Origin of the sequence: Kingella denitrificans ATCC 33394 (genome assembly GCF_000190695.1) — a bacterium.
Lineage (GTDB): Bacteria > Pseudomonadota > Gammaproteobacteria > Burkholderiales > Neisseriaceae > Kingella_A > Kingella_A denitrificans.
In genome coordinates this window covers 1,202,357-1,225,807 of record NZ_GL870929.1, presented here as the reverse complement: position 1 = coordinate 1,225,807, position 23,451 = coordinate 1,202,357, and the positions used below count along the sequence as shown (strand labels likewise).

General features: G+C 53.5%; 26 protein-coding genes, 3 tRNA genes and 1 other RNA gene. 18 read left to right on the top strand and 12 right to left on the bottom strand.

The window, feature by feature from the left end; all coding sequences use genetic code 11:
* Positions 1–24 precede the first annotated feature (24 nt).
* The 6 genes from HMPREF9098_RS06105 to HMPREF9098_RS06080 form a co-directional block, all read right to left on the bottom strand.
* Positions 25–288, bottom strand: coding sequence for a GlsB/YeaQ/YmgE family stress response membrane protein (locus HMPREF9098_RS06105; protein ID WP_003782967.1), 264 nt, complete (start codon positions 286–288; stop codon positions 25–27).
* 242 nt (positions 289–530) lie between these two features.
* Positions 531–606 (bottom strand) — tRNA-Ala (locus tag HMPREF9098_RS06100).
* 7 nt (positions 607–613) lie between these two features.
* Positions 614–690 (bottom strand) — tRNA-Met (locus tag HMPREF9098_RS06095).
* A 19-nt stretch (positions 691–709) separates the two neighbouring features.
* Positions 710–786 (bottom strand) — tRNA-Met (locus HMPREF9098_RS06090).
* A gap of 66 nt (positions 787–852) precedes the next feature.
* The gene (locus HMPREF9098_RS06085; protein WP_003782965.1) at positions 853–2,229 is read right to left on the bottom strand and encodes an FAD-binding oxidoreductase; all 1,377 of its coding nucleotides are present in this window, start codon (positions 2,227–2,229) and stop codon (positions 853–855) included.
* A gap of 19 nt (positions 2,230–2,248) precedes the next feature.
* Positions 2,249–2,707 (bottom strand): low molecular weight protein-tyrosine-phosphatase, encoded by a 459-nt coding sequence (locus tag HMPREF9098_RS06080; protein WP_040564785.1) that lies wholly within the window; start codon positions 2,705–2,707, stop codon positions 2,249–2,251.
* 133 nt (positions 2,708–2,840) lie between these two features.
* Here HMPREF9098_RS06080 and dapD point away from each other — a divergent pair, with 133 nt between their 5' ends.
* From dapD to rpsI, 12 genes are all read left to right on the top strand, one after another.
* Positions 2,841–3,662 (top strand): 2,3,4,5-tetrahydropyridine-2,6-dicarboxylate N-succinyltransferase, encoded by an 822-nt coding sequence (gene dapD, locus HMPREF9098_RS06075; protein ID WP_040564313.1) that lies wholly within the window; start codon positions 2,841–2,843, stop codon positions 3,660–3,662.
* 276 nt (positions 3,663–3,938) lie between these two features.
* Positions 3,939–6,725 (top strand): preprotein translocase subunit SecA, encoded by a 2,787-nt coding sequence (gene secA / locus HMPREF9098_RS06070; RefSeq protein WP_003782957.1) that lies wholly within the window; start codon positions 3,939–3,941, stop codon positions 6,723–6,725.
* Between the two features lie 76 nt (positions 6,726–6,801).
* On the top strand, positions 6,802–7,911 hold the full coding sequence (gene ribD / locus HMPREF9098_RS06065; RefSeq protein ID WP_003782956.1) for a bifunctional diaminohydroxyphosphoribosylaminopyrimidine deaminase/5-amino-6-(5-phosphoribosylamino)uracil reductase RibD: 1,110 nt from the start codon (positions 6,802–6,804) through the stop codon (positions 7,909–7,911).
* 189 nt (positions 7,912–8,100) lie between these two features.
* Positions 8,101–9,210: an ABC transporter ATP-binding protein gene (locus HMPREF9098_RS06060; RefSeq protein WP_003782955.1), complete on the top strand. Its 1,110-nt coding sequence runs from the start codon at positions 8,101–8,103 to the stop codon at positions 9,208–9,210.
* A gap of 15 nt (positions 9,211–9,225) precedes the next feature.
* The gene (locus tag HMPREF9098_RS06055; protein ID WP_040564312.1) at positions 9,226–10,185 is read left to right on the top strand and encodes an ABC transporter permease subunit; all 960 of its coding nucleotides are present in this window, start codon (positions 9,226–9,228) and stop codon (positions 10,183–10,185) included.
* Positions 10,185–11,075: an ABC transporter permease subunit gene (locus HMPREF9098_RS06050; RefSeq protein WP_003782952.1), complete on the top strand. Its 891-nt coding sequence runs from the start codon at positions 10,185–10,187 to the stop codon at positions 11,073–11,075. The genes HMPREF9098_RS06055 and HMPREF9098_RS06050 overlap by 1 nt, the downstream gene beginning before the upstream one ends.
* A 137-nt stretch (positions 11,076–11,212) precedes the next feature.
* The gene (locus HMPREF9098_RS06045; RefSeq protein ID WP_003782950.1) at positions 11,213–12,202 is read left to right on the top strand and encodes an NAD(P)H-dependent glycerol-3-phosphate dehydrogenase; all 990 of its coding nucleotides are present in this window, start codon (positions 11,213–11,215) and stop codon (positions 12,200–12,202) included.
* Positions 12,203–12,252: 50 nt separating this feature from the next.
* Positions 12,253–13,218 (top strand): coiled-coil domain-containing protein, encoded by a 966-nt coding sequence (locus HMPREF9098_RS06040; protein WP_003782948.1) that lies wholly within the window; start codon positions 12,253–12,255, stop codon positions 13,216–13,218.
* Complete coding sequence (locus HMPREF9098_RS06035) at positions 13,215–13,511, top strand: cell division protein ZapA (RefSeq protein ID WP_003782947.1); 297 nt, start codon at positions 13,215–13,217, stop codon at positions 13,509–13,511. The genes HMPREF9098_RS06040 and HMPREF9098_RS06035 overlap by 4 nt, the downstream gene beginning before the upstream one ends.
* 7 nt (positions 13,512–13,518) lie before the next feature.
* Positions 13,519–13,701: non-coding RNA, 6S RNA (gene ssrS / locus HMPREF9098_RS11435), on the top strand.
* Between the two features lie 118 nt (positions 13,702–13,819).
* Positions 13,820–14,251: a 50S ribosomal protein L13 gene (rplM, locus tag HMPREF9098_RS06030; protein ID WP_003782946.1), complete on the top strand. Its 432-nt coding sequence runs from the start codon at positions 13,820–13,822 to the stop codon at positions 14,249–14,251.
* An 11-nt stretch (positions 14,252–14,262) separates the two neighbouring features.
* Positions 14,263–14,655 (top strand): 30S ribosomal protein S9, encoded by a 393-nt coding sequence (gene rpsI / locus HMPREF9098_RS06025; RefSeq protein WP_003782945.1) that lies wholly within the window; start codon positions 14,263–14,265, stop codon positions 14,653–14,655.
* A gap of 108 nt (positions 14,656–14,763) precedes the next feature.
* Here rpsI and HMPREF9098_RS06020 read toward each other — a convergent pair whose 3' ends face one another.
* From HMPREF9098_RS06020 to HMPREF9098_RS06010, 3 genes are all read right to left on the bottom strand, one after another.
* Positions 14,764–15,570 (bottom strand): Cof-type HAD-IIB family hydrolase, encoded by an 807-nt coding sequence (locus HMPREF9098_RS06020; protein WP_003782944.1) that lies wholly within the window; start codon positions 15,568–15,570, stop codon positions 14,764–14,766.
* Positions 15,567–16,361, bottom strand: a complete 795-nt coding sequence (nadE, locus tag HMPREF9098_RS06015) for an NAD(+) synthase (protein ID WP_040564783.1) — start codon at positions 16,359–16,361, stop codon at positions 15,567–15,569. The genes HMPREF9098_RS06020 and nadE overlap by 4 nt, the downstream gene beginning before the upstream one ends.
* 100 nt (positions 16,362–16,461) lie before the next feature.
* Positions 16,462–16,920 (bottom strand): c-type cytochrome, encoded by a 459-nt coding sequence (locus tag HMPREF9098_RS06010; RefSeq protein WP_003782941.1) that lies wholly within the window; start codon positions 16,918–16,920, stop codon positions 16,462–16,464.
* A 250-nt stretch (positions 16,921–17,170) separates the two neighbouring features.
* Here HMPREF9098_RS06010 and HMPREF9098_RS06005 point away from each other — a divergent pair, with 250 nt between their 5' ends.
* The 3 genes from HMPREF9098_RS06005 to fabF all read left to right on the top strand — a co-directional run bounded on the left by HMPREF9098_RS06005 (position 17,171) and on the right by fabF (position 19,189).
* Positions 17,171–17,437, top strand: coding sequence for an oxidative damage protection protein (locus HMPREF9098_RS06005; protein WP_040564781.1), 267 nt, complete (start codon positions 17,171–17,173; stop codon positions 17,435–17,437).
* Positions 17,438–17,600: 163 nt separating this feature from the next.
* Positions 17,601–17,834 (top strand): acyl carrier protein, encoded by a 234-nt coding sequence (acpP, locus tag HMPREF9098_RS06000; RefSeq protein WP_003782935.1) that lies wholly within the window; start codon positions 17,601–17,603, stop codon positions 17,832–17,834.
* A 107-nt stretch (positions 17,835–17,941) separates the two neighbouring features.
* Positions 17,942–19,189 carry a beta-ketoacyl-ACP synthase II gene (fabF, locus tag HMPREF9098_RS05995; RefSeq protein ID WP_003782933.1) on the top strand — a complete coding sequence of 416 codons (1,248 nt, stop codon included), beginning with the start codon at positions 17,942–17,944 and terminating at the stop codon, positions 19,187–19,189.
* Positions 19,190–19,388: 199 nt separating this feature from the next.
* Here the strand turns inward: fabF and zapE are convergent, their stop codons facing one another.
* A complete protein-coding gene (gene zapE / locus HMPREF9098_RS05990; protein ID WP_003782929.1) occupies positions 19,389–20,519 on the bottom strand; it encodes a cell division protein ZapE in 1,131 nt (376 codons plus the stop codon).
* A gap of 12 nt (positions 20,520–20,531) precedes the next feature.
* Entirely contained in the window at positions 20,532–21,122 is a 591-nt protein-coding gene (locus tag HMPREF9098_RS05985; RefSeq protein ID WP_003782928.1) for a beta-class carbonic anhydrase, read from the bottom strand.
* A 138-nt stretch (positions 21,123–21,260) separates the two neighbouring features.
* On the opposite strand from HMPREF9098_RS05985, the gene HMPREF9098_RS05980 reads away from it, so the two are divergent.
* Positions 21,261–21,908 (top strand): protein-L-isoaspartate O-methyltransferase family protein, encoded by a 648-nt coding sequence (locus HMPREF9098_RS05980; RefSeq protein ID WP_003782927.1) that lies wholly within the window; start codon positions 21,261–21,263, stop codon positions 21,906–21,908.
* 68 nt (positions 21,909–21,976) lie between these two features.
* On the opposite strand, the gene HMPREF9098_RS05975 is transcribed toward HMPREF9098_RS05980, so the two are convergent.
* A complete protein-coding gene (locus tag HMPREF9098_RS05975; RefSeq protein ID WP_040564310.1) occupies positions 21,977–22,204 on the bottom strand; it encodes an HP1242/YdcH family protein in 228 nt (75 codons plus the stop codon).
* A 124-nt stretch (positions 22,205–22,328) separates the two neighbouring features.
* On the opposite strand from HMPREF9098_RS05975, the gene tmk reads away from it, so the two are divergent.
* Complete coding sequence (gene tmk / locus HMPREF9098_RS05970) at positions 22,329–22,985, top strand: dTMP kinase (protein ID WP_003782925.1); 657 nt, start codon at positions 22,329–22,331, stop codon at positions 22,983–22,985.
* Entirely contained in the window at positions 22,978–23,415 is a 438-nt protein-coding gene (locus HMPREF9098_RS05965) for a hypothetical protein (protein WP_003782924.1), read from the top strand. The genes tmk and HMPREF9098_RS05965 overlap by 8 nt, the downstream gene beginning before the upstream one ends.
* The last annotated feature ends 36 nt before the right edge of the window (positions 23,416–23,451 follow it).

Here is a 23,451-nt window from a genome sequence, read left to right as displayed (position 1 = left end):
TAATTTATCCGGCTGATAAACATCTTATTTTTTCATAATATTCAGGGAGCGAAGTATAACAATCAATACGGCTGCCCCTAATACGCCAAACAACAAACCGGCAAAATTAAAGCTGCCGGCGGCATATGCCGAACCGATGCCCAATATGTCTCCGAACAGCCAGCGGCCAAGGGACGAACCGATAATACCGATGACGATATTCATCAGTAACCCCATATCACTTTTCATTACTTTTTCGGCGATTAAGCCAATAATCGCGCCGACAATAATTGCTGCAATCCAACTCATGATGTTCTCCTTGGTGTGTGGTTATAAAGTGTGAAATTGGATTATGGTGCAATTCAATCAACCATACCAGTTAAAATTCAAGAAAATATGTAAGGGTATATAAATGCAGTTCTAAGTACGGCTGAGTTTTGCACAATGGTTTGGCAAGCCTTGCTTGGTAGCATAATAGTGCCTGAAATGTTGAATATACAGGGCAGCACAAAGCAAAAAAGGTTTGGCAAAAAAGCCAAACCTTTGGAAACTGGTGGAGGTAAGCGGGATCGAACCGCTGACCTCTTGCATGCCATGCAAGCGCTCTACCAACTGAGCTATACCCCCGTAAAACTGGTGGCGAATCAGGGATTCGAACCCCGGACACAAGGATTATGATTCCTCTGCTCTAACCGACTGAGCTAATTCGCCGAATTGTGTGCGATGAACTTGGTGGCGAATCAGGGATTCGAACCCCGGACACAAGGATTATGATTCCTCTGCTCTAACCGACTGAGCTAATTCGCCGATCGTCATCACGTTGAAAGGCAGCACTATAGGGAAAATTTGTTTTTTCGTCAAGCGAATTTCGCGTTAATCGGGCAGCAGCTTGTTTGGATTGAATAAATGGTTCGGGTCGAGCTGCGATTTGATGGCGCGCATCAGGGCGATTTCGTCGGCGGTGCGCACTTGCGGCAGCCAGCTTTTTTTCAGTGTGCCGATGCCGTGTTCGGCGGCGATGGTGCCGTGATTGTGCAACACGTGGCGGTACACGGTCGCATTAACGGCTTCTTCGCGGCGGTACACGCTGTCGCCCAATTCGTTGGGGAAAAAGGTGTTGTAGTGCAGGCTGCCGTCGCCCAGATGCCCGAAGACGACCAGTTGGATGTCGGGATATTGTGCGGTCAAATCGCGGCCGCATTGTTCGATAAACGCGGCGGTGTGGGCAATGGGGACGGCGATGTCGTGTTTGATGCTGGTGCCGAGCGTGCGTTGGGCGGCGGAGATGTTTTCACGCAGGGTCCATAAATCGCGCCGTTGTTGGTCGTTTTGGGCGATGATGCTGTGTTCGCCGCCGTTTTGGCAGAGAAATTCAGCCAATTCGTCTTGCAGGTCGTGGCGCGGCAGGCTGTCGGTCAGTTCCAGCAGGATGTGCCATTCGGCGTGCAACGGTTCGGCAAGGCGGCTGTGTGCGGCGGAAAGTTCGAGGGCGAAGCGGCTGACGAGTTCGAAGCTGCACAGGCGTTCGGCAAAATGGTTTTTGATGTTGGAAAGCAGCGAGATGGCAGCCTGCACGTTGTCCAGCCCGACCCATGCGGTTTCAGTGGTTTGTGGCGGGGCGAAGAGTTTGAGTGTGGCGCCGGTGATGATGCCAAGCGTGCCTTCGCTGCCGATGAACAGGTGTTTGAGTTCGTAGCCGGTGGTGTTTTTGTGCAGCGGGTGCAGGTGGGAGACGAGTTCGCCGTTGGGCAGCACCACTTCCAGCCCCAGCACCAAATCGCGCATGGTGCCGTAGCGCAGCACGTTCAGGCCGCCCGCGTTGCAGGCGATGTTGCCGCCGATTTGGCAGCTGCCTTCGCTGGCGAGGCTGAGCGGGAAAAAGCGGCCGTGTTCGGCGGCAGCGGTTTGGACGTTCTGCAAAATGCAGCCTGCATCGACGGTAATGGCGTTGTCGGCAAGGTTGATGTGGCGGATTCGGTTGAGTTTGCCCAGATTCAGGACGATGCCGCCGTGCGCCACGCTGCCGCCAACCAGTCCGGTGTTACCGCCCTGCGGTGTGATGGCGATGCGGTGTTGCGCGCAGAAACGGACGGTTTTCTTCACGTTTTCCACGCTGGCAGGCTGCACGACGACACAGTCGGTGCTGGTGTAGCGTTTGCGCTGGTCAAGCAGGAAGGGCGCGTCGTCGTCGGGCAATTCGGCGGGTGAGAGGAAGGCGGCGAGTTGTTGGCGTAAAAGGGCGGCGTGCATGGCGGCTTTCGGTGTGGTTTTAAAGGCGTTGGTCGGAGATTCGGTCGAGCAGTTCGCGGCAGCAGGCGCTGATGATTTCGCGCGTTTCGACAAAGTTGCCGGTGTACCAAGGGTCGGGCACATGGTCGTGCAGGCTGCCTTCGCCGAGCAGGTCGGTGATTTTGAAAATGCGTTTGTCGTTGCCCAAAGCAGCCTGCACATCACGCAGGTTGCTGTCGTCCATCACGATGACGTAATCGTAATACTGCAATGCGTCGGCCGGTATTTTGCGGCTGCGGAAATCGCGCGATTCAATCGACAGGCCGTCTAAAATTTCGGCCGTGCCGCAGTGCATGTATTCGCCGTCGTGCCAGCCCGAAGTGCCCGCACTGGCCACGTTCACGGCAATGCCGCGCTTTTGCGCCATGTCGCGCAGGATGTATTCGGCCATGGGCGAGCGGCAGATGTTGCCCAGGCAGACGAACAGGATTTTTTTCATCATCGCACCCTTGTTGTGGAAAAAGGGGATTGTATGCCTTTTTCAAAGCAGCCTGCATATTTTTTGGTGCAGGCTGCCTTTTGCGATACAATCGCCCTTTCAAAACCGATTCAGTCAAATTAAAGGAAAATCCATGTCATTGCAAAACATTATCGAAACCGCTTTTGAAAACCGCGCCGAAATCACGCCGCAAACCGTGTCGCCCGAAGTGAAGGAAGCCGTGCTGGAAACGCTGCGCCAATTGGACAACGGCAGCCTGCGCGTGGCCGAACGCTTGGGCGTGGGCCAATGGAAAGTGAACGAATGGGCGAAAAAAGCCGTGCTGCTGTCGTTCCGTATTCAGGACAACGTGGTGTTGGGCGATGGCGTGAACCAGTTTTTCGACAAAGTGCCGACCAAATTCGCGCAATGGACACAGGCGGATTTTCAGGCGGCCGGTTTCCGCGCCGTGCCCGGTGCGGTGGCGCGACGCGGCAGCTTTGTCGGCAAAAACGTGGTGCTGATGCCTTCTTATGTAAACATCGGCGCGTATGTGGACGAAGGCGCGATGGTGGACACTTGGGCAACCGTGGGTTCGTGTGCGCAAATCGGTAAAAACGTGCATTTGAGCGGCGGCGTGGGCATCGGCGGCGTGCTGGAACCGTTGCAGGCTGCACCCACCATTATTGAAGACAACTGCTTCATCGGCGCGCGTTCCGAAATCGTGGAAGGCGTGATTGTGGAAGAGGGCAGCGTGATTTCCATGGGCGTGTACATCGGCCAGTCCACCAAAATTTACGACCGCGAAACCGGCGAAATCCATTACGGTCGCGTGCCTGCCGGTTCGGTGGTGGTGTCCGGCAGCCTGCCCGCCAAAGATGGCTCACACAGCCTGTATTGCGCCGTCATCGTGAAAAAAGTGGACGCGCAAACCCGCAGCAAAACCAGCGTGAACGAATTGCTGCGCGGCGTTTAATCTCGGCCAATTATTGGCCTATATGGTGGGTGCAGGCTGCTTTTGAAACGCAAAAAAAGCAGCCTGCACTTTGAAAAAACCGCGTGCAGGCTGCTTTGAACTGTTGAAATATCGACCACTTGGGGCAATGCTTCAAGTGGTTTGTTGTAAAAACACGTTAAATCAAAAAATTCGGCAAGGAGAATGCTTGCAAAATGCACAGGCAGCCTGCATCTATCATGCCGTTATGTTAAAATCACGCCCGTTTTGCCAACTTGACAGGGCACAAGGAAAATTATGTTCACCACTCTTGCAAAAAAAATCTTCGGCAGCCGCAACGACCGCCTGCTCAAACAATATCGAAAAATCGTGGCCAAAATCAACGGCATGGAAGAGGGTATGAAAGCCCTGCCCGACGAAGCATTGCGTGAAAAAACCAAGGAATTCAAAGAAAAAATTGCCAATGGCGCCACATTGGAAAGCATATTGCCTGAAGCATTCGCCGTGTGTCGCGAAGCATCGCGCCGCGTGTTGGGTATGCGCCATTTCGACGTGCAGCTGATTGGCGGCATGGTGCTGAACGACGGCAAAATCGCCGAAATGCGCACGGGCGAAGGTAAAACGCTGGTGGCCACGCTAGCCGTGTATTTGAACGCACTGTCGGGCAAGGGCGTGCACGTCGTTACCGTGAACGATTATCTGGCGGAGCGCGATGCCAACATCATGCGCCCTCTGTATGAATTTTTGGATTTGACCGTGGGCGTGATTTTGAGCAACCAAATGCCCGCCGAACGCCAAATGGCATATGCCGCCGATATTACCTATGGCACGAACAACGAATTCGGCTTCGATTATCTGCGCGACAACATGGTGGAAGACGTGTACAGCAAAGTGCAGCGCGATTTGAACTTTGCCGTGGTCGATGAGGTGGACTCGATTCTGATTGACGAAGCGCGCACGCCACTGATTATTTCCGGCCAGGCGGACGACAATATCGAGCTTTATAAAATCATGAACCAAGTGCCAGCGCATTTGGTGCGTCAGGAAACCGAAGAGGGCGAAGGCGATTACTGGGTGGACGAGAAAAACCACCAGGTTACCTTGTCCGAGCAAGGGCACGAGCACGCCGAGCAGATTCTGACGCGAATCGGCCTGCTGCAAGAAGGCCAGTCTCTATACGACACCAACAATATTGTGCTGATGCACCATTTGATGGCGGCATTGCGTGCGCACACGCTGTTCCATCTGGACCAGCATTATGTGATTAAGCCTAATGAAGAGGGCGAGCTGGAAATCGTGATTGTCGATGAGCACACGGGCCGCCTGATGGACGGCCGCCGCTGGTCGGACGGTTTGCACCAAGCGGTGGAAGCCAAAGAGGGCGTGGAAATCAAAAAAGAAAACCAAACGCTGGCCAGCATCACGTTCCAGAACTATTTCCGCTTATACACCAAGCTGTCGGGCATGACGGGTACGGCGGATACGGAAGCTTACGAGTTCCAAAGCATTTATGGTCTGGAAACCGTGATTATCCCCACCAACAAACCGATTCGCCGCAAAGATTTTAACGACCAGATTTTCCGCACAGCCGAAGAAAAATTCGAAGCGGTGATTAAAGACATTAAAGCGTGCCACGAGCGCGGACAACCGGTGCTGGTGGGCACCACCACTATTGAAAACTCGGAACTGGTATCGCGCCTGCTGAATCAGGCAGGGCTGCCCCACAATGTGCTGAACGCCAAAGAACACCAGCGCGAAGCCCTGATTGTGGCGCAGGCGGGCAAACCGGGCATGATTACCGTTGCCACCAATATGGCAGGCCGCGGTACGGATATTGTGTTGGGCGGCAACGTGCAGCACCAAGCCGAAGCTATTCGTGCGGACGAACAGCTGACCGATGCGGAGAAAGAGGCCAAAATCCATGCATTGGAGCAAAGCTGGGAGGAAGACAACCGGCGTGTTCTGGAAGCGGGCGGCCTGCATATCATCGGTACGGAGCGCCACGAAAGCCGCCGTATCGACAATCAGTTGCGCGGTCGTGCCGGCCGTCAGGGCGACCCGGGTTCCAGCCGCTTCTACCTGTCGTTTGAAGACCCATTGTTGCGTTTGTTTGCGCTTGACCGTGCGGCTGCTATCTTGAATAAATTGGCACCTGAGCGCGGTGTGGCGATTGAGGCGGGCATCCTGACGCGTCAAATTGAAAATGCACAGCGCAAAGTGGAAGGGCGCAACTTTGACATGCGCAAACAGGTGTTGGAATATGACGATGTGGCCAACGACCAACGCAAAGTGCTGTACCATTGGCGCAACGAAGTGCTGCAATCGAACGATGTGAGCGGCATGATGAAAGAAATGCGCGAGATGGTCATCAGCAATCTGGTTGCCCAGTATATCCCGCCCAACAGCATGGAAGAGCAATGGGACGTGCCGGCGCTGACACGCGTGTTGGCGGAAGAATTTAACGTGCATGTGGACATTGCAGGCTGGTTGCGTGAAGACAACAGTTTGGAAAACGAAGACATTACCGAAAAATTGTTGGCGCACATCGAGCAGGATTATGCGGCGAAAATCGCCCTGCTGCCGGAAGCCAAAATTTTCCATGACTATGAACGCAGCGTACTGATGGGCTGGATTGACCAAAGCTGGCGCGAGCATTTGGCGGCGATGGATTATCTGCGCCAAGGGATTCATTTGCGTGGCTATGCCCAAAAAAATCCGAAGCAGGAATACAAGCGCGAGGCGTTTGAGATGTTCAATGCCATGTGGTACAACATCCGTGCCAATGCGACCAAGCAGTTGATTTCTGTGCGGGTGCAAGACCCGGAAGAAGTACGTGCGCAACAAGAGGCACAGGCTTTGGCAATGCAGGCGCTGCACGCGGATGCGCCGGATATGGAGCAGGTGCTGGCGGAATCGCGCAATGATTTGGCGCGCGAGGCGTTTGACCCGAATTCGGTGTCGGATGAAGATGCGCAATACCTGCCCGATGCATTGGAAGCGGCGGGCAAAATGGTGCACCGCAACGACCCTTGCCCGTGTGGCAGCGGTTTGAAATACAAACAATGCCATGGCCGTTTGGCGTGATGGCGCAGCAATAAAAAGCAGCCTGCACTTTGGTTTTTATCAAAGTGCAGGCTGCTTTTGGAATGGATAAATACCGATGAATGCTTTATTTTCAGAGTTTTCGGAACTGGATGCGGCGCATATGCGGCGCGCCATCGAGCTGGCATGGCTCGGACGGTTTTCCACGTCGCCCAATCCGCGGGTTGGCTGTGTGATTGCGCACGGCGGGCAAATCGTGGGGCAGGGGTTTCATGTGCAGGCTGGTTTTCCACACGCCGAAGTGCATGCGTTGCGGCAGGCGGGCGATTTGGCGCGCGGCGCAACGGCGTATGTCACGCTGGAACCCTGTTCTCATCACGGACGAACGCCCCCGTGTGCCGAAGGTTTGATTGCGGCGGGCGTGGCGCGCGTGGTGATTGCCATGGGCGACCCGAATCCGCTGGTCGCCGGCAAAGGCATTGCCCTGCTGCAAGCGGCCGGTATCAGCGTGCAATGCGGTTTGTTGGCCGATGAAGCCCGTGCCCTTAATCGGGGATTTTTGTCGCGTATCGAACGCCGACGCCCGTTTGTTTCGCTGAAAATCGCCGCCAGCCTGGATGGGAAAACCGGCCTGTCGGACGGGCGGAGCCAGTGGATTACCGGCGAAGAAGCGCGGGCGGATGTGCAGCGGCAGCGCGCCCAAAGTTGCGCCGTGCTCACCGGAGTCGGCACGGTGCTGCACGACAATCCGCGCCTGAACGTGCGGCAGTTTCCCATCGTCCGCCAGCCGTTGCGCGTTATCTTGGACAGCCGCCTGCGCACGCCCGAAAGCAGCCATATGATTCAAGACGGGCAAGCCACGCAGATTTTCACGCTTCAAAAGCAGCCTGCACTTTTTGCCGCTTATCCGAATGTGTCCGTGCGGCAATGTGCGGCCAATGCGGACGGCCGAATCGCTTTGCCCGATGTTTTGGCGCGGCTGGCGGAAGACGGCATCGGCGAATTGATGGTCGAAGCAGGCTGCACGCTCAACAGTGCGTTTTTACAACAAAACTTAGCCGACGAAATCGTGTATTATCAATCTGCTAAAATATTGGGAAGCAATGCGCAGGCTGCTTTTTCGTTGCCCGAAAACCCCGCCGTTTTGCAGCAGAATGCCGAATGGCAAACCGCTGACGTGCAGATATTGGGCAACGATATCAAATGGACGTTGCGCCGCGCTGTGTAAAAGGCAGGCACGCGAACGATTTATGCTTGCCCCAGGCGCACGATTGCCCTAAAATTGCGCGCTTTTACTTTGTTATACCGCTGCTGACCGAACGCCGCTAAACAGTCCCAAAGGTTTTGTTATAAATCCAAAAGGTTACCTGTCCAAAGCAATCAAAACAGCTCTGTTTTTATTTCATTGGAGTATGCCATGACCGACACCAAACCTTATTTGCAAATCAAAGGATTAGCAAAGAAATACGGTGATAATCTTGCTGTCAAACCGCTTGAGTTAGACATTTACCAACACGAAATCTTTGCATTGTTAGGCAGTTCGGGCAGCGGCAAATCCACTTTGCTGCGTATGCTGGCCGGCATGGAAAAGCCGACCGACGGCCAAATTATCTTGGATGGGCAAGATATTACCCATCTGGCGCCTTACGATCGCCCCATCAATATGATGTTCCAAAGCTATGCGCTGTTTCCGCACATGACTGTGGCGGACAATATCGCATTCGGCCTTAAACAAGACAAACTTCCCAAAGACGAAATTGCCGCCCGCGTGGACGAAATGCTGCGCTTGGTTCAAATGCCGCAATACGCCAAACGCAAGCCGCACCAATTATCGGGCGGCCAGCAGCAGCGTGTCGCCTTGGCGCGTTCGTTGGCGAAACGCCCCAAATTGCTGCTGTTGGACGAGCCTTTGGGTGCGCTGGATAAAAAACTGCGCCAGCAGACCCAGTTTGAATTGGTCAATACGCTGGAAAAAGTGGGCGTAACCTGCATTATGGTCACGCACGACCAAGAAGAAGCGATGACCATGGCAAACCGCGTGGCGATTATGTCAAACGGCCAGTTGCAGCAAGTGGGCACGCCGGCCGACGTATATGATTATCCCAAAAGCAAATTTGTGGCGGAATTCATTGGCGAGACCAATATTTTCGAAGGGAAATTGGTGCACAAGGACGAAGTGCATGCCTTAATCGACTGCCCTGAATTGCCGAGCAAAATCTACACCGACCAATCGTTTGTTGCCGAAGATGGCCAAACCATGTGGATTTCCATCCGTCCAGAAGATATTGATTTGCACAAAGAAAAACCGGCGCACCGCGACACGCACAACTGGGCGAAGGGCAAAGTGAAGGAAATTGCCTATTTGGGTAGTTTCGCCATTTACCATGTGCAGATGGACAATGGCCGCATTATCAAGAGCCAAGTGCCGGCGCCTTATTGGTATGTGCGCGGTATTGAGCCGCCGACTTGGGGCGACGAAGTATATCTGGATTGGCCTGAAAACCAGCCAACGCCTTTAACACGTTAAGAAAGGCGGTGCATGATGTCTGACCCGAAAAATATCAAACGCCGTTTGCGCCCCGGCGGGCGTTTCCTTATCGGCGTGCCTTTCGTTTGGCTGTTCGTGCTGGTGTTGATTCCGTTCTTCATCGTATTTCAAATCAGCTTTGCCGAACAGGCGGTGCGTATTCCGCCGTTCACCCCGCTGTTTGACGAACAAGGCAGCCTGCACATCGTCACGCAGAACTACAAAGAGATTTTTGCCGATTTCGGCAGCTCGTTGCTGGCTATGCTCAATCCTTTCGATGAAGGGCAGGGCAGCAATATTTATCTGCGGACATATTGGCTGTCGATTAAAACCGCATTGACCACCACGTTCATCTGCCTGCTGCTGGGCTATCCGATGGCATACGCCATTTCGCGCGCCAAACCGTCTATCCGCAACGCGCTGCTGATGGCGGTGATGCTGCCGTTCTGGACATCGTTCCTGCTGCGCGTGTATGCGTGGATCGGCCTGTTGGGCAGCAACGGTATCATCAACGGATTTTTAATGAAAATGGGCTGGATTCAGGAGCCGCTGGATTTGTTTTATAACGCGTTTTCGCTGAATTTGGTAATGGTGTACGCCTATCTGCCGTTTATGATTCTGCCGCTTTATACGCAACTGGTGAAACTCGACCACCGCCTGCTGGAAGCGGCGGCAGATTTGGGTGCACACCCTGTGAAAGCCTTTTTCACCATCACGCTGCCCCTGTCCAAATCGGGCATTATTGCCGGTTCGATGCTGGTGTTTATCCCGTCCGTCGGCGAATATGTGATTCCCGAACTGGTGGGGGGGCCTGACAACCTGATGATTGGTAAAGTGATGTGGCAGGCGTTCTCCGACCAGAACAACTGGCCTTTGGCGGCCGCCATCGCCGTGGTGATGGTGTTGCTGTTGGTGGTTCCGATTGCGCTGGAACAATTCTTCCAAAACCGTGAAATGGCGAAAGGAGGCAAATAATGCAATCCGGTAAAATGTCTCCCTTTTTGAAAATCATGCTTTTTTTGGGCTTGGCGTTTTTGTATATCCCGCTGGTGGTTTTGGTGGTGTATTCGTTCAATTCGTCCAAACTGGTTACCGTGTGGGGCGGTTTCTCCACCCAATGGTACGGCAAACTGCTTCATAACAGCCAGATTTTGTCCGCCGCATGGCTGTCGCTGAAAATTGCCGTGGTGTCTTCGCTGGCGGCGGTTGCGTTGGGCACGATGGCGGGATATGCCTTGTCGCGCATCAAACGCTTTCGCGGCAATACCTTGTTTGCCGGCATGGTGTCCGCGCCGATGGTGATGCCCGATGTGATTACCGGTTTGTCCATGCTGCTGCTGATTATCCAAGTGCAGGGTTTGCTGCAAGGTGTTTTGGGCAATGATGTGGAATGGCTGGACCGCGGATTTTTCACAATTTTCCTGGGACACACCACATTGTGCATGGCCTATATCACGGTCGTTATCCGTTCGCGGTTGGCCGAGTTGGACCAGTCGTTGGAAGAGGCGGCCATGGATTTGGGCGCGCGTCCGTTGAAAATCTTTTTTGTGATTACGCTGCCGCTGATTGCGCCGGCGATTGCTTCCGGCTTTTTGCTGGGTATTACGCTGTCGCTGGACGATTTTGTGATTACATCGTTCCTGTCCGGCCCGGGTTCGTCCACGCTGCCGCAGGTGATTTTCTCCAAAATCCGCTTGGGGCTTGACCCGCAAATGAACGTTTTGGCAACCATTATGATTGCCGCCGTGGGCACGCTGGTGCTGGTGATGAATTACTTCATGATGCGCCAAGTGACCAAACGGGAACGCGAAATGCAGGCTGCTTATCGGGCGGAGGCAGACGCAGTTGCAACATCATCAACCTAAAAAGCAGCCTGCACACCGGTTTGTGAATGTGCAGGCTGCTTTTTCAAAGCCGCTTGTGATAAAATGCACGGCAATTCGGGCGATGCAATACGAACAGGCATCGCGGCGGCCAAAGCAGAAGCGAGGATAAACCAATTATGAATATCACCATTATCGGCACGGGTGCATGGGGTACTGCGCTCGGTATCCATTTTTCCCAACACGGACACCGCGTCAATATGTGGACGCACAATGCCGAGCATGCGCGCGTTATCCAGGAAAGCCGCCAAAACGAGCGTTATCTGCCGGGATTCGCGCTGCCCGAAAACCTGAACGTTTTTGCCGACCTGAAAACCGCGTTGTACGACAGCCAACTGGTGCTGGTGGCAACGCCCGTGGTCGGTTTGCGCGGCAGCATCGAAATGCTCAAAGAATACGGCGCGGGCGATTTGCCCATCCTGACCGCATGCAAAGGCTTCGAATTGGATACCGGCCTGCTCACTTTCCAAGTGGTGCAGGAAGTATTGCCCGACAATCCCAAAATCGGCGTGTTGTCCGGCCCTAGCTTCGCGCAAGAGTTGGCCAAACAGCTGCCGTGCGCCATCTGCCTGGCTTCTGAAAATTTCGAGTGGATTCAGCAGCTCGCCCAAGAATTGAACAGCAGCGTGATGCGGCTGTATGCCAATGACGACGTGATTGGCGTGTCGGTGGGCGGTGCAGTGAAAAACATTATGGCGATTGCCACCGGCCTGTCCGACGGATTGGGTTACGGCTTGAATGCGCGTGCCGCTTTGGTAACGCGCGGTTTGGCGGAAATCACCCGATTGGCCGTTGCCATGGGGGCGCAGCCCAAAACCATGATGGGGCTGGCCGGCATGGGCGATTTGATTCTGACCTGCACGGGCGCATTGTCGCGCAACCGCAAAGTCGGCCTGGGTCTGGCGGAAGGCAAAACCCTGCACCAAGTGCTGAAAGAAATCGGGCACGTTGCCGAAGGCGTCCCCACTATCGAAGAAGTGCACAACGCCGCCGCCAAACACCAAATCGATATGCCCATCGCTGATATGCTGTACCAGCTGGTGCGCAACGAATTGGCCGCCACCGATGTGATGGAACGGCTGATGCAGCGCGAACCGAAAAGCGAATAACCGCAGCAACTCCCAAAAGCAGCCTGCACTTCCAAAAACGGAGATTTTGAATGAATCAAGCATTTAAACAGTTGGAAAGCCGTATTCAAGAGCTTGTTTTGAAACTGCAACAAACCGGTTCCGAAAATACGCAGTTGAACCAAAAATTAGCCAGCGTGCAGCAGGAGTTGGAGCAGAAAACCCGGCAGCTGGCGGCCGAGCGCGAACAGCACGCCAAAGTTGCGGATTTGGCCGCGCAAAATAGCGGCAGCAATGACGAATTGAGCGAAAAACTCCAGTTTCAAGAACACCAGCTGCAACTGTTGGAGCGCGAGCGTCTGAATCTGCGCGACCAAATCGCCTTTCTGCAAAACACCATTCAAAACAAAGAAAAGGATTGGCAAGAGAGAAATCAGGCCATCCGCTCCGAGCTGAACGAGCAGGAACAGCGTTTTCAATCGGCAGATGCGGAAACTTCGCAGAAAATCGAGCAGCTGAAAAAAGATTTGCAGAATGCCGAGCAGCTTCAAAGCAGCCTGCAACAGGAATTGGATGTGCAGCAGCAAACCCAACAGCAGCAAAATCAGCAATATGAGCAGCAGATTCATCATTTGAATCAAGAGATTGAATCGAAAATCAGTCAGCTCAACCAATTACAGAAAGAAGTGATTGACGTTGCCGTAGAAAACGATACGCTCAAATCGCAGGTGCAGTCGTTCACCAACCAATTGGAAGAGCAGAAAAAAATGCACCAGCAGGCATTGCAGGAACAACAGGCGCAGGCACAAGAAGCCTTGTTGCAGGAAGCGGAAAACCAAAAACTGGAATTGCAGGCGCGGGAAAAAGAGTTTGACCTGCAGAAACAGCAGTTCCAAGCTGAAAAAAGCAGCCTGCAGGATACGATTTTGCAACTGAGCAACCAAAACCAGCAATACCGCAGCGTACTGATGCAAAGCGCGGCGGAATTGCGCACATTGTTGGGCCGCTTGCCGGATGTTCAGGATGAGGAAAATGTGATTGAAGGAGAAAATTCATGAGCATCGAACAGATTACCGTTGAGATTTTTAATCGGCAGTTCACCATCGGCGCGCCTGATAACGAACGCGCCACGCTGCTGAAAGCCGTGGATTTGTTGAATCAGAAAATTCAAACCATCCATCAGGCCGGACAGAGCATGGAAACCGAAAAAATCGTGATTATGGCGTCGTTGAATCTGACATACGATTTACTCAAAATGAATGATTCGCAACAGAAAAAAGACTTGCCAAACGATGAATACCAACATAAAATCGATTCACTGATTGAGCTGTGTGACAGCGCACTCAAGTAACCGGTCAAATTCCCTGCGGTGTTCGTGAAGGCATATATTTCCTTGAACCAATAAGTTTGCTCCGGTTGTCGGGAGCAGTAGCAGGAGCGAGCGTTCTCTTCGTTAGAATGCACCCGAAGCTACCCGAGACGACCACCTTGTTTGCAAGGTTCAAGCGGACTTCCGCCCAAGCGGCATTCGCGGGGTTCTTCTGCCACTCTTCTTATTGTAGAGTGGCTTTCTGTTTTTTCACCGATTGCATTGACATCAAGTCTGAAAACTAATAGAATCGATGGTTTCTATTATTGATTATTTATTGGACAAATTCTATGAAAACCTTTTCAGCGAAACCGCATGAAGTGCAACGCGAATGGTTTGTGATCGATGCCGAAGACAAAGTTTTGGGTCGTGTTGCAGCCGAAGTTGCCAGCCGCCTGCGCGGTAAACACAAGCCTGAATACACGCCGCACGTTGATACCGGCGATTACATCATCGTGATCAATGCAGACAAACTGCGTGTAACCGGTAACAAACTGGAAGATAAAACTTATTACCGCCACTCCGGCTTCCCCGGCGGTATTTATGAGCGCAGCTTCCGCGAAATGCAAGACAAATTCCCAGGCCGTGCTTTGGAAAAAGCGGTAAAAGGCATGTTGCCAAAAGGCCCTTTGGGTTATGCAATGATTAAAAAACTGAAAGTGTATGCAGGCGCGGAACACCAACACGCTGCACAGCAACCTAAAGTTTTGGAAATTAAATAAGGACACGATAAATGAACGGTAAATATTACTATGGCACAGGTCGCCGTAAAAGCTCAGTAGCCCGCGTGTTCTTGCAAAAAGGCACAGGCCAAATCATCGTGAACGGCCGTCCGGTGGATGAATTCTTCTCACGCGAAACCAGCCGCATGGTGGTTCGCCAACCTTTGGTTCTGACAGAAAATGTTGAAGCATTCGACATTAAAGTGAATGTGACCGGCGGCGGCGAAACAGGCCAATCTGGCGCAATCCGCCACGGTATCACCCGTGCGCTGATTGATTATGATGCTGCATTGAAAACTGCATTGTCTCAAGCTGGCTATGTAACGCGTGATGCCCGTGAAGTTGAGCGTAAAAAAGCAGGTCTGCGCAAAGCACGCCGTGCAAAACAATTCTCAAAACGCTAATCGGCGTTCTGCAAAACCACTCGTTTTCGGGTGGTTTTTTGTTGCCCGTAAAAAGTGCAGGCTGCTTTCGAAAACCAATTCAAAGCAGCCTGCACTTTCAGATGGGTGTTACAAAATGCCCAATGCCACCAGCCCGCGATAAATACCATCTTCGTCGATGGGCGGGCAAACATAATCGGCAATAGCTTTGATTTCGGGCACGGCATTGCCCATCGCCACGCTGAATCTGACGGTTTGCAGCATTTCCCTATCGTTGTGCGCATCGCCGAATGCCATCGCGTCTGCCATTGTTAAACCGAGTTTTTGCAGCGCAGTTTGAATGCCGCGTGCTTTGGAAGCGGTTTTGTCGAGCCAATCGGTGCCGCTGGGATGCCAGCGGATGATTTTCATTGTGTCGGGTTGCAGGTTGCCTGCAAGTTCGTCGCGGCTTTCAGGATAAAAGCACAGGAATTGATAAACGGCTTGCTGCCGGCAGGCATCGGGACGGTAGGTGTGCGGAATGCCCAGCGCGTTGAGCGCGGCGTGCAGGTGTTCGTCTTCGTATGCGCTGTATAAGCCGTCGTGCGCCACGAATGCGTGGGCAATGTGATGTTGCTGCAAGCGTTGCGACAGTTGTGCAGCCTGCATGGCATTCATGGGGAAATCCGCCAGCTTCTGCCCGCGGTATTCGATATATTGCCCGTTAATGGATACCAGCATGTCGATGCCGCATTCGGTAATCAGCGTTTTGACAGCCGGTGGCAACACGGCGGCGCTCCGGCCGGTGGCAATGGCGGTGAGAATGCCTTTTTGATGCAGTTCGTGCAGCGCCTGCCGGGTGCTTTCGGGCACATGTGGGCCGCGCGGGCTGTGATTGCTGTACAGCGTTTCATCAACGTCAAAAAAGATGATTTTCGGGGCGGCGGTCAAACTCATGCCAATAATTCCTTGGGAATGGTGCAGACGGGGATGGGTTGGATTTTGTGTTGCGCGGCGCGGTTCAGCCGCACGAAAATATCGAACACTTCCTGTTCGCGGCCTTGGAACTGCGTGCGTTCCGCGCCCGAAGCGTGTTGTACCATTGCCCATTCTAGTTCGGGATAACTTGCGCCCATCTGCTGCTCATCCGTGCGTTCTTGGTCCCACAATCCGTCGGTCGGCACGGCTTGCCGAATGGCGGGGATGATGTCTAAATGTTCCGCCAGTTCATAAACTTGCGTTTTGAACAAATCGGCAATCGGGCTGATGTCCACGCCGCCGTCGCCGTATTTGGTGAAAAAGCCCACGCCGAAATCTTCCACTTTGTTGCCCGTGCCCGCCACCAGCAGCTGATGAAGCTGGCCGTAGTAATACAGCGTGGTCATCCGCAGGCGTGCGCGCGTGTTGGCAAAGGCCAAATCCTGCGTGGGGTGCAGGCTGCTTTTGCCGCCCACGCTGCGTTCGAATTGCTCGAATGTAGGCGTTAAATCCACTGTTTGCGCGCGGACATTGGCGTATTGGCGGCGCAGATGATAGATGTGTTCGGCAGCACGGTCGAATTGGTCGGGCTTTTGGCGGATGGGCATGTTCAGGCACAGCACGTCCAAACCGGTGCGGGCGCACAGCGTGGAAACGACGGCCGAATCAATCCCGCCCGACACGCCGACCACGAAACCTTTAACGCGCGCCTGCACCGCGTAATCGCGCAACCAGGCAACAATATAATCAATCACTTTCTGCGTTTGCATAAACATATCCCATCAAAATAGTTCAATAAACACCGTTGCGCCGTCTTCAAAAGCAGCCTGCACCTTGTTTTCTGCAAAGTGCAGGCTGCTTTTCACGCGTTTATTTCGGGCGGCGGAAACTTTGGTGGCACGCTTTGCAGCTTTCGCCCACCGTTTGATAGGCGGCGCGGATGTCGTCCAGACGACCCGATTGCGCGGCGGCATTCAGCTTGTCCACCGCTGCTAGGAATTTGTCCTGTTCCGCTTTGAATTCGGCCGGTTTCTGCCAAATGACAGGCAGCGCGCCGCCGTTGCCCTGCGGGTCGTTTTGGAAATATTCAAACGGAGCGCGCGCCTCTTGGGCAAACTGTGCCGCAGTGGCTTTGAACGCGTCCGGCACATAAGGCTCGTCGCCTTTCACGACTTTGCCCATGGACGAAAATGACGGCATGAACGATTTGAAGGCGGTGGTGCGGTTTTGGGAAATTTCGCCCTGCGGCGCACCGACACCGCCGGCATCGCCGCCGCAAGCCGTTAAAGCCAAAGCCGCCAGCGTCAAACAAAAAACGGAGATTTTCATTGGTGAGTGTTCCTGTAAAAATAGTTATGATGGACGATGCGCGGTTGCCGCCGCACCGAAATAAATTTAGGCTGCCTATCATACGCAGATTTGCGCAGAAAGGAAACGGGCAGCCGTTGTTTCCGTTTCGCGACAGCGCCGCCGTGTTCCGAATGCCGAAAAAGCAGCCTGCACATTGAAAAACGCCGCCAAACTTTGCAGGCTGCCTGAAATTTGCTACTATCACGTTTTTGCACAACAAGGACACATCATGACACGCATGGTCAAATGTATCAAACTCGGCAAAGAAGCCCCGGGCATGAAATTCGCCCCGCTGCCCAACGAATTGGGCAAACGCATTTTTGAAAACGTATCGCAGGAAGCATGGGACGCATGGACGCGCCACCAAACCATGCTCATCAACGAAAACCGCCTTTCCCTGGCCGACCCGCGCGCCCGCGAATATTTGGCACAGCAAATGGAGAACTACTTTTTCGGCGAAGGCGCAGATGCCGTGCAAGGCTATGTTCCGAAATAAATAGTGTATCTTCGGCAACGATTTAACAATATTTTTCGGTAAAAACTAGCCAAAACTACCGAAAAGCGGATAAAATCGCATAAATTGAATTTAGGTTAGCTACTCTAGCCGACTATCTATCATATTTTTCGCCGGCGACGGCATTCATTTTTAAGGATTTATCATGTCAGTTGAACAAAAAGTTAAAAGCATTGTGGCAGAACAATTGGGCGTTGCCATTGAAGAAGTGAAGAACGAATCTTCTTTCCAAGACGATTTGGGCGCGGATTCTTTGGACGTCGTAGAATTGGTAATGGCTTTGGAAGAAGCATTCGGTTGCGAAATTCCCGATGAGGAAGCGGAAAAAATCACCACAGTGCAAGCTGCCATTGAATATGTGAACGCCAAACAAGCCTAAACATATCTTCGCTTTCATTTGAACGCAGCCTCTGATTAACGGCTCATGCTGTAATCCGAGGCTGTTTTCACACCAACGGACTTCCCCTATTATCAAAAGAGATATTTATGAACCAAAGACGAGTCGTCATTACAGGTTTAGGACAAATTTCGCCTGTGGGCAATGATGTAGAAACGGCATGGCAGAACTTATTGGCCGGCAAAAGCGGCATTGGTAGAATTACCAAATTCGATGCGTCCGATGTGTCGTGCCAAATTGCAGGCGAAGTGAAAGATTTTGATATATCGCAATATTTGCCGGCCAAAGAAGCGCGCCGCATGGATTCCTTTATCCATTACGGCATTGCCGGCGCTCTGCAAGCCATCGAAGATGCGCGGCTGGACGAATTTGCCGAATTGGACAAAGACCGCGTCGGTGTGAATATCGGCTCCGGAATCGGCGGTTTGCCGCTGATTGAAGAAACTTCGCGTAATGTGGTGGCGGGCGGCGCGCGCAAAATCAATCCGTTTTTCATTCCGGGCAGCCTGATTAATCTGATTTCCGGCCACATTACCATTCTGAAAGGCTATCGCGGCCACAATTACGGTATCGTATCGGCTTGTGCTTCCGGCACGCACGCCATCGGCGAATCGGCGCGGCTGATTAAATACGGCGATGTGGACGTGATGATTGCCGGCGGCGCGGAAAGCGCGGTGTGCACGCTGGGTGTGGGCGGTTTTGCGGCCATGAAGGCCTTGTCCACGCGCAACGACGACCCGGCCGCCGCTTCCCGCCCGTGGGACAAAGACCGCGACGGTTTTGTGATGGGCGAAGGTTCGGGCGTTTTGGTATTGGAAGAATTGGAACATGCCAAACGCCGCGGTGCGAGAATTTATGCGGAATTGGCCGGTTTCGGCGCCAGCTCGGACGCATACCACATTACCGCGCCGAATGCGGAAGGCCCGGCGCTGGCATTGTCCCGCGCGATTAAAGACAGCGGCCTGCCGGTGGAAGCGATTGATTATGTGAACGCGCACGGCACTTCCACGCCGCTGGGCGATGCCAATGAAACCAACGCCACCAAAGCCGTTTTCGGCGAACATGCGAAAAAACTGGTGGTCAGCTCCACCAAATCCATGACCGGGCACTTGCTGGGCGCGGCAGGCGGCGTGGAGGCCGTGTACAGCGTGTTGGCCATCCGCGACCAAATCGCGCCGCCCACCATCAATCTGGTGAATCAGGATTTCGATGCAGGCTGCGATTTGGATTATTGCGCCAACACGGCACGCCAACTGGAAATCAACGCCGTGGCCAGCAATTCGTTCGGCTTCGGCGGCACCAACGGCACGCTGGTGTTCAAACGTTTCGACGGCTAATGAACACATGAAAAGCAGCCTGCACTTTGAAAAACAGAGTGCAGGCTGCTTTTTGATGTTGGATGATTGCGTAAAAACAGGGCAAGCGCCGTTGATTGATTGTCATAGCATTGCACCGCCAACGGATACCGTCATGCCAAAAGCAGCCTGCACCTTTGGGTTCACCTTCCAAAGTGCAGGCTGCTTTCTTATCGCGCGGCTATTTCAACTGCAAATGCGGCAATGCCAAATAATCCTGCGACTGCATTTCCACCAAACGGCTCACCGTGCGCACGAATTCGTGGGCGAAATCGCCTTCGGTGTACAAATCCTGCATCGGCACTTGCGATGTCAGGCACAGCTTCACGCGGTAATCGTAAAACACGTCCACCAGCAGGGTTAAACGCCGCGCTTCGTTTTTTTCGTTGGGCGACATTTTCTCCACGCCTGAAATCAGAACGTGCGTGTAATGTTGCGCCAGCCACAAATAATCCGCCTGCGAGCGCGTGCCGAAACACAACGTGCGGAAATCGAACCAGATAATCCGATCGGCACGGGCTTTGCACGTCAATTCGCGTTCATGAATCACGATTTTTTCGGGCGCGGCGGGTTTGCCGTTGGAAAGGCGGGCGAACAAATCGGCCAGTTTGGCTTCGTTTTCCGCGTTATCGGGTACGTAGAACACTTCGGCGGGCGTGAGCGTGCGCATGCGGTAATCTTCGCCGCTATCGACATTCAGCACGGTCAGATGGCGTTCTATCAGGGCGATGGTGGGTAGGAAGCTGCTGCGGTTCTGCCCCTGAGGATAAAGCTCGGACGGCGCGTAATTGGACGTGGCCACCAGCACCACGCCGTGTGCGAACAGGTTTTCCAGCAGCCGCCCCAAAATCATGGCATCGGCAATGTCGCTGACGTGAAATTCGTCAAAACACAAGACGCGTGTTTCTTCGGCAATATCGGCGGCAACGGATTTGAGCGGGTCTTGCTCGCTGCGTTTGTCGCGCATGCGGCGGTGGATTTCCGCCATGAAGGCGTGAAAATGGACGCGGCGTTTGCGGCGGTAGGGCAGGCAGCCGAAGAACGCGTCCATCAGGAAACTTTTGCCGCGCCCCACGCCGCCGTAAAAATACAGGCCTTTGGGTACTTCGGGCGAGCGCAGGCTGCGTCCCAGAAAACGGTTGCGTTTGCGTTTGAACATCATCAGTTCGTTCCACAGGCGGTCGAGATGCTCGATAGCGCGCGCTTGGGCGGCATCTTGGATAAATGCAGGCTGCTGTGCGGCGGCCTGATACCATGTTTTCGGGCTGTGGTTGGCGAAAGGGGGCGGAGTGAATCGCTGGATTTCGGTCATAACAGCCCCCGTTTACGAACAGCAGACAGAGTCGCAGGAGTGCTCGTCGGTGCCGTCAATGACGACAGTGAGTTTGCCGGTGGTCGGGTGAATCACCAAGCCGTGCACGGCAATGTTTTTCGGCATGAGCGGATGCTTGCGGATGGTGCAGACGGTGTGGCGCACGCTGTCTTCCACGTCGGAAAACCCTGTGAGCCATTTGTCCAAGTCGATACCGGCATGGCGCAGGGTGTCGATGCGGTCGGCAGGAATGCCTTGTTCCTGCGCGTGTTGGATGAAGGTTTGCGGGTTGAGTCCGCGCATGCCGCAGTCGTAATGCGCCACCACGATGATTTCTTGCACGTGCAAATCGAACACGGACACCAGCAGCGAACGCATCACCGAACCCCAAGGGTGCGATACCAGCGCGCCTGCATTCTTGATGAGTTTCACATCACCGTTGCGCAGGCCTAGGGCTTCGGGCAGAAGTTTCACCATGCGCGCGTCCATGCACGATAAAATCGCCAATTTCCGTTCGGGATATTTGTTGGTTAAAAATGCCTCGTAGCCGCCGGATTCGACAAATTCTTGATTATGCGCCAAAATGGTTTGTAGTTCAGACATGATTGTCCTTTGTAGATGGAGAAATAACCGTAATTATATAGCGGATTTGGCCTGTCATAAAAATGGCTTACAAAGCAGCCTGCAACGCGCTATAATTGCGCCGTTCAAATAACAAAAATTCCTTTTTGGAGCGACCACATGGATTTCCAGCAAGCCCGATTCAACATGGTGGAACAACAAATCCGCCCTTGGGACGTGTTAAATTTCGATTTGTTAGATGCCCTTGAAAGCATTCCGCGCGAAAAATTCGTGCAGGAAAATCAACAGGGTTATGCCTATGCCGATATTTCCCTGGCGCTGCCCAACGGCGGCCGGATGCTGGAACCTAAAATCGTGGCACGGATGATACAAGGCTTGTCCCTGACCAAAACCGACCGTGTTTTGGAAGTGGGCACCGGTTCGGGTTATGCCACCGCCGTTTTGGCCACGCTGGCCGGCAGCGTGCGCACGTTCGATACCGACGGCAGCCAGCAGGCACGCGCCAAAGCCGCTTTGCAGCAGTTGGGTTTCGACAATATACAATACCAAACCGAAGACGGATTGGCGGCGCAAAGCGAACGGTACGATGCCATTTATGTGGGCGGTGCGCTGCGCGAAGTGCCCGAAGCACTGCTGCAATCTTTAAACGATGGCGGCCGCATGGTCGTTGTGGTGGGCGGTTCTCCGGTGCAATGCTGCCTGCAAATCATCAAGCAGGGCGACACATTCACCCAGAAAACACTGTTTGACACGCAAATCGTTTATTTGAACGAACAAGGCGGCAAAGCGGACTTGTTTGATTTTTAACCGATGATATCGGCCGTCCATTAAAAAACCGTGCTCCAATGGGAACACGGTTTTCTTGTGTACGGGGATTATGCTTTGCCGGCGGCTTTTTGCAATAAAACGTACAATTCGTCTTTCAGCGCCAGTTTTTTGTGTTTCAGCGCGTGGATTTCTTCTTCGGCAGAAGAGCCGGTAACAGGGTTGTTTTCCAAACCTTTGATTTTGTCGTCCAGCTCGTTGTGCTCGTCAAACAAACGGGCGAAGTGTGCATCTTCTTGTTTCAGTTTGGAAATCAAGTCGCGGTATTCTGGGAACATAATAGCCATCCTTCATGGAAAAGTGGTTAAAAACGGAAACGGTATTCCGTCATGCAAATTTTATAACAAAGCACCCATTTTTGCTACAATATAGTTACAAATCGGCACAAAATAGGACAGTTTTATGGAAACACGCGCTCAATTCATCACGCTGGACGGCATTGACGGTTCAGGGAAAACGACGCAGCTGAATGTGATTCGCGAATGGTTTGCGGCGCGGAAAATGCCTGTGGTGTTTACGCGCGAACCGGGCGGCACGCCGTTGGGCGAAAAATTGCGCGAATTGTTGCTCGACCCGCAGACGCGCGTGTCGTTGCGCACGGAAACGCTGCTGATGTTTGCCGCGCGCCGCCAGCATTTGGAAGATGTGGTGCTGCCGGCTTTGGCGCAGGGCATTCATGTGGTGAGCGACCGCTTCACGGATGCGACGTTTGCCTATCAGGGCGGCGGCCGCGGTTTGCCGACGGCGGAGGTGGAGGTGCTGGAAGACTGGGTTCAAGGCAGCCTGCGCCCCGATTTGACCATTCTGCTGGACGTGCCGCTGGAAGTGTCGGTGGCGCGCATTGAAGGTAGCCGCGACAAAGACCGCTTCGAGCGCGAGGATTCGGCTTTTTTTGCCCGTGTGCGTGCGGCGTACCTGCAACGTGCGGCACAGTCGCCGCAGCGTTATGCGGTCATCAATAGCCACCGCGATAAAGCGGAAGTGAAACAAGATATTGAAGCGGTGCTGAACCGCCTGTTCCGTTTTGCCGAAACCGAAAAGCAGCCTGCACATGAATAACCGTCAGAAAATCGCCCTGGCCTGTGGTTTGCTGCTGTTTGCGTTGTTGAAGGTGGCGGCTGTCCATTGGTGGCAGCAACGGCAAAACGCCCCTGCCGCCCAAGTGCAGGCTGCCTGCAGCGTGACGAACGGCGGCTGCCCGTTTTTGGATGGCGCAACGCTGCATTTAATCGGTGTGGGCAATGCCAAAACCCCGTTTACCATTGAAGCGCGGCACGTTCCGCCGCATGTCCGGTCGATAAGCGCATCGTTTCAAATGAACCATATGGAGATGGGTTTCAACCGCTTTGAATTGCAGAAGGTGGATGAGACCACATGGCGCGTGTCATCGGTTTATCTGCCGCTGTGCGTGGAAGGGCGGAACGATTGGCAAATCCATTGGCAGGCAGACGGCCGCTCGTTCAGCGCAGGATTCCAAACGCAGCCGTGAGCAGGGTGCCGCGCCGTATAGTGGATTAAAATAAAA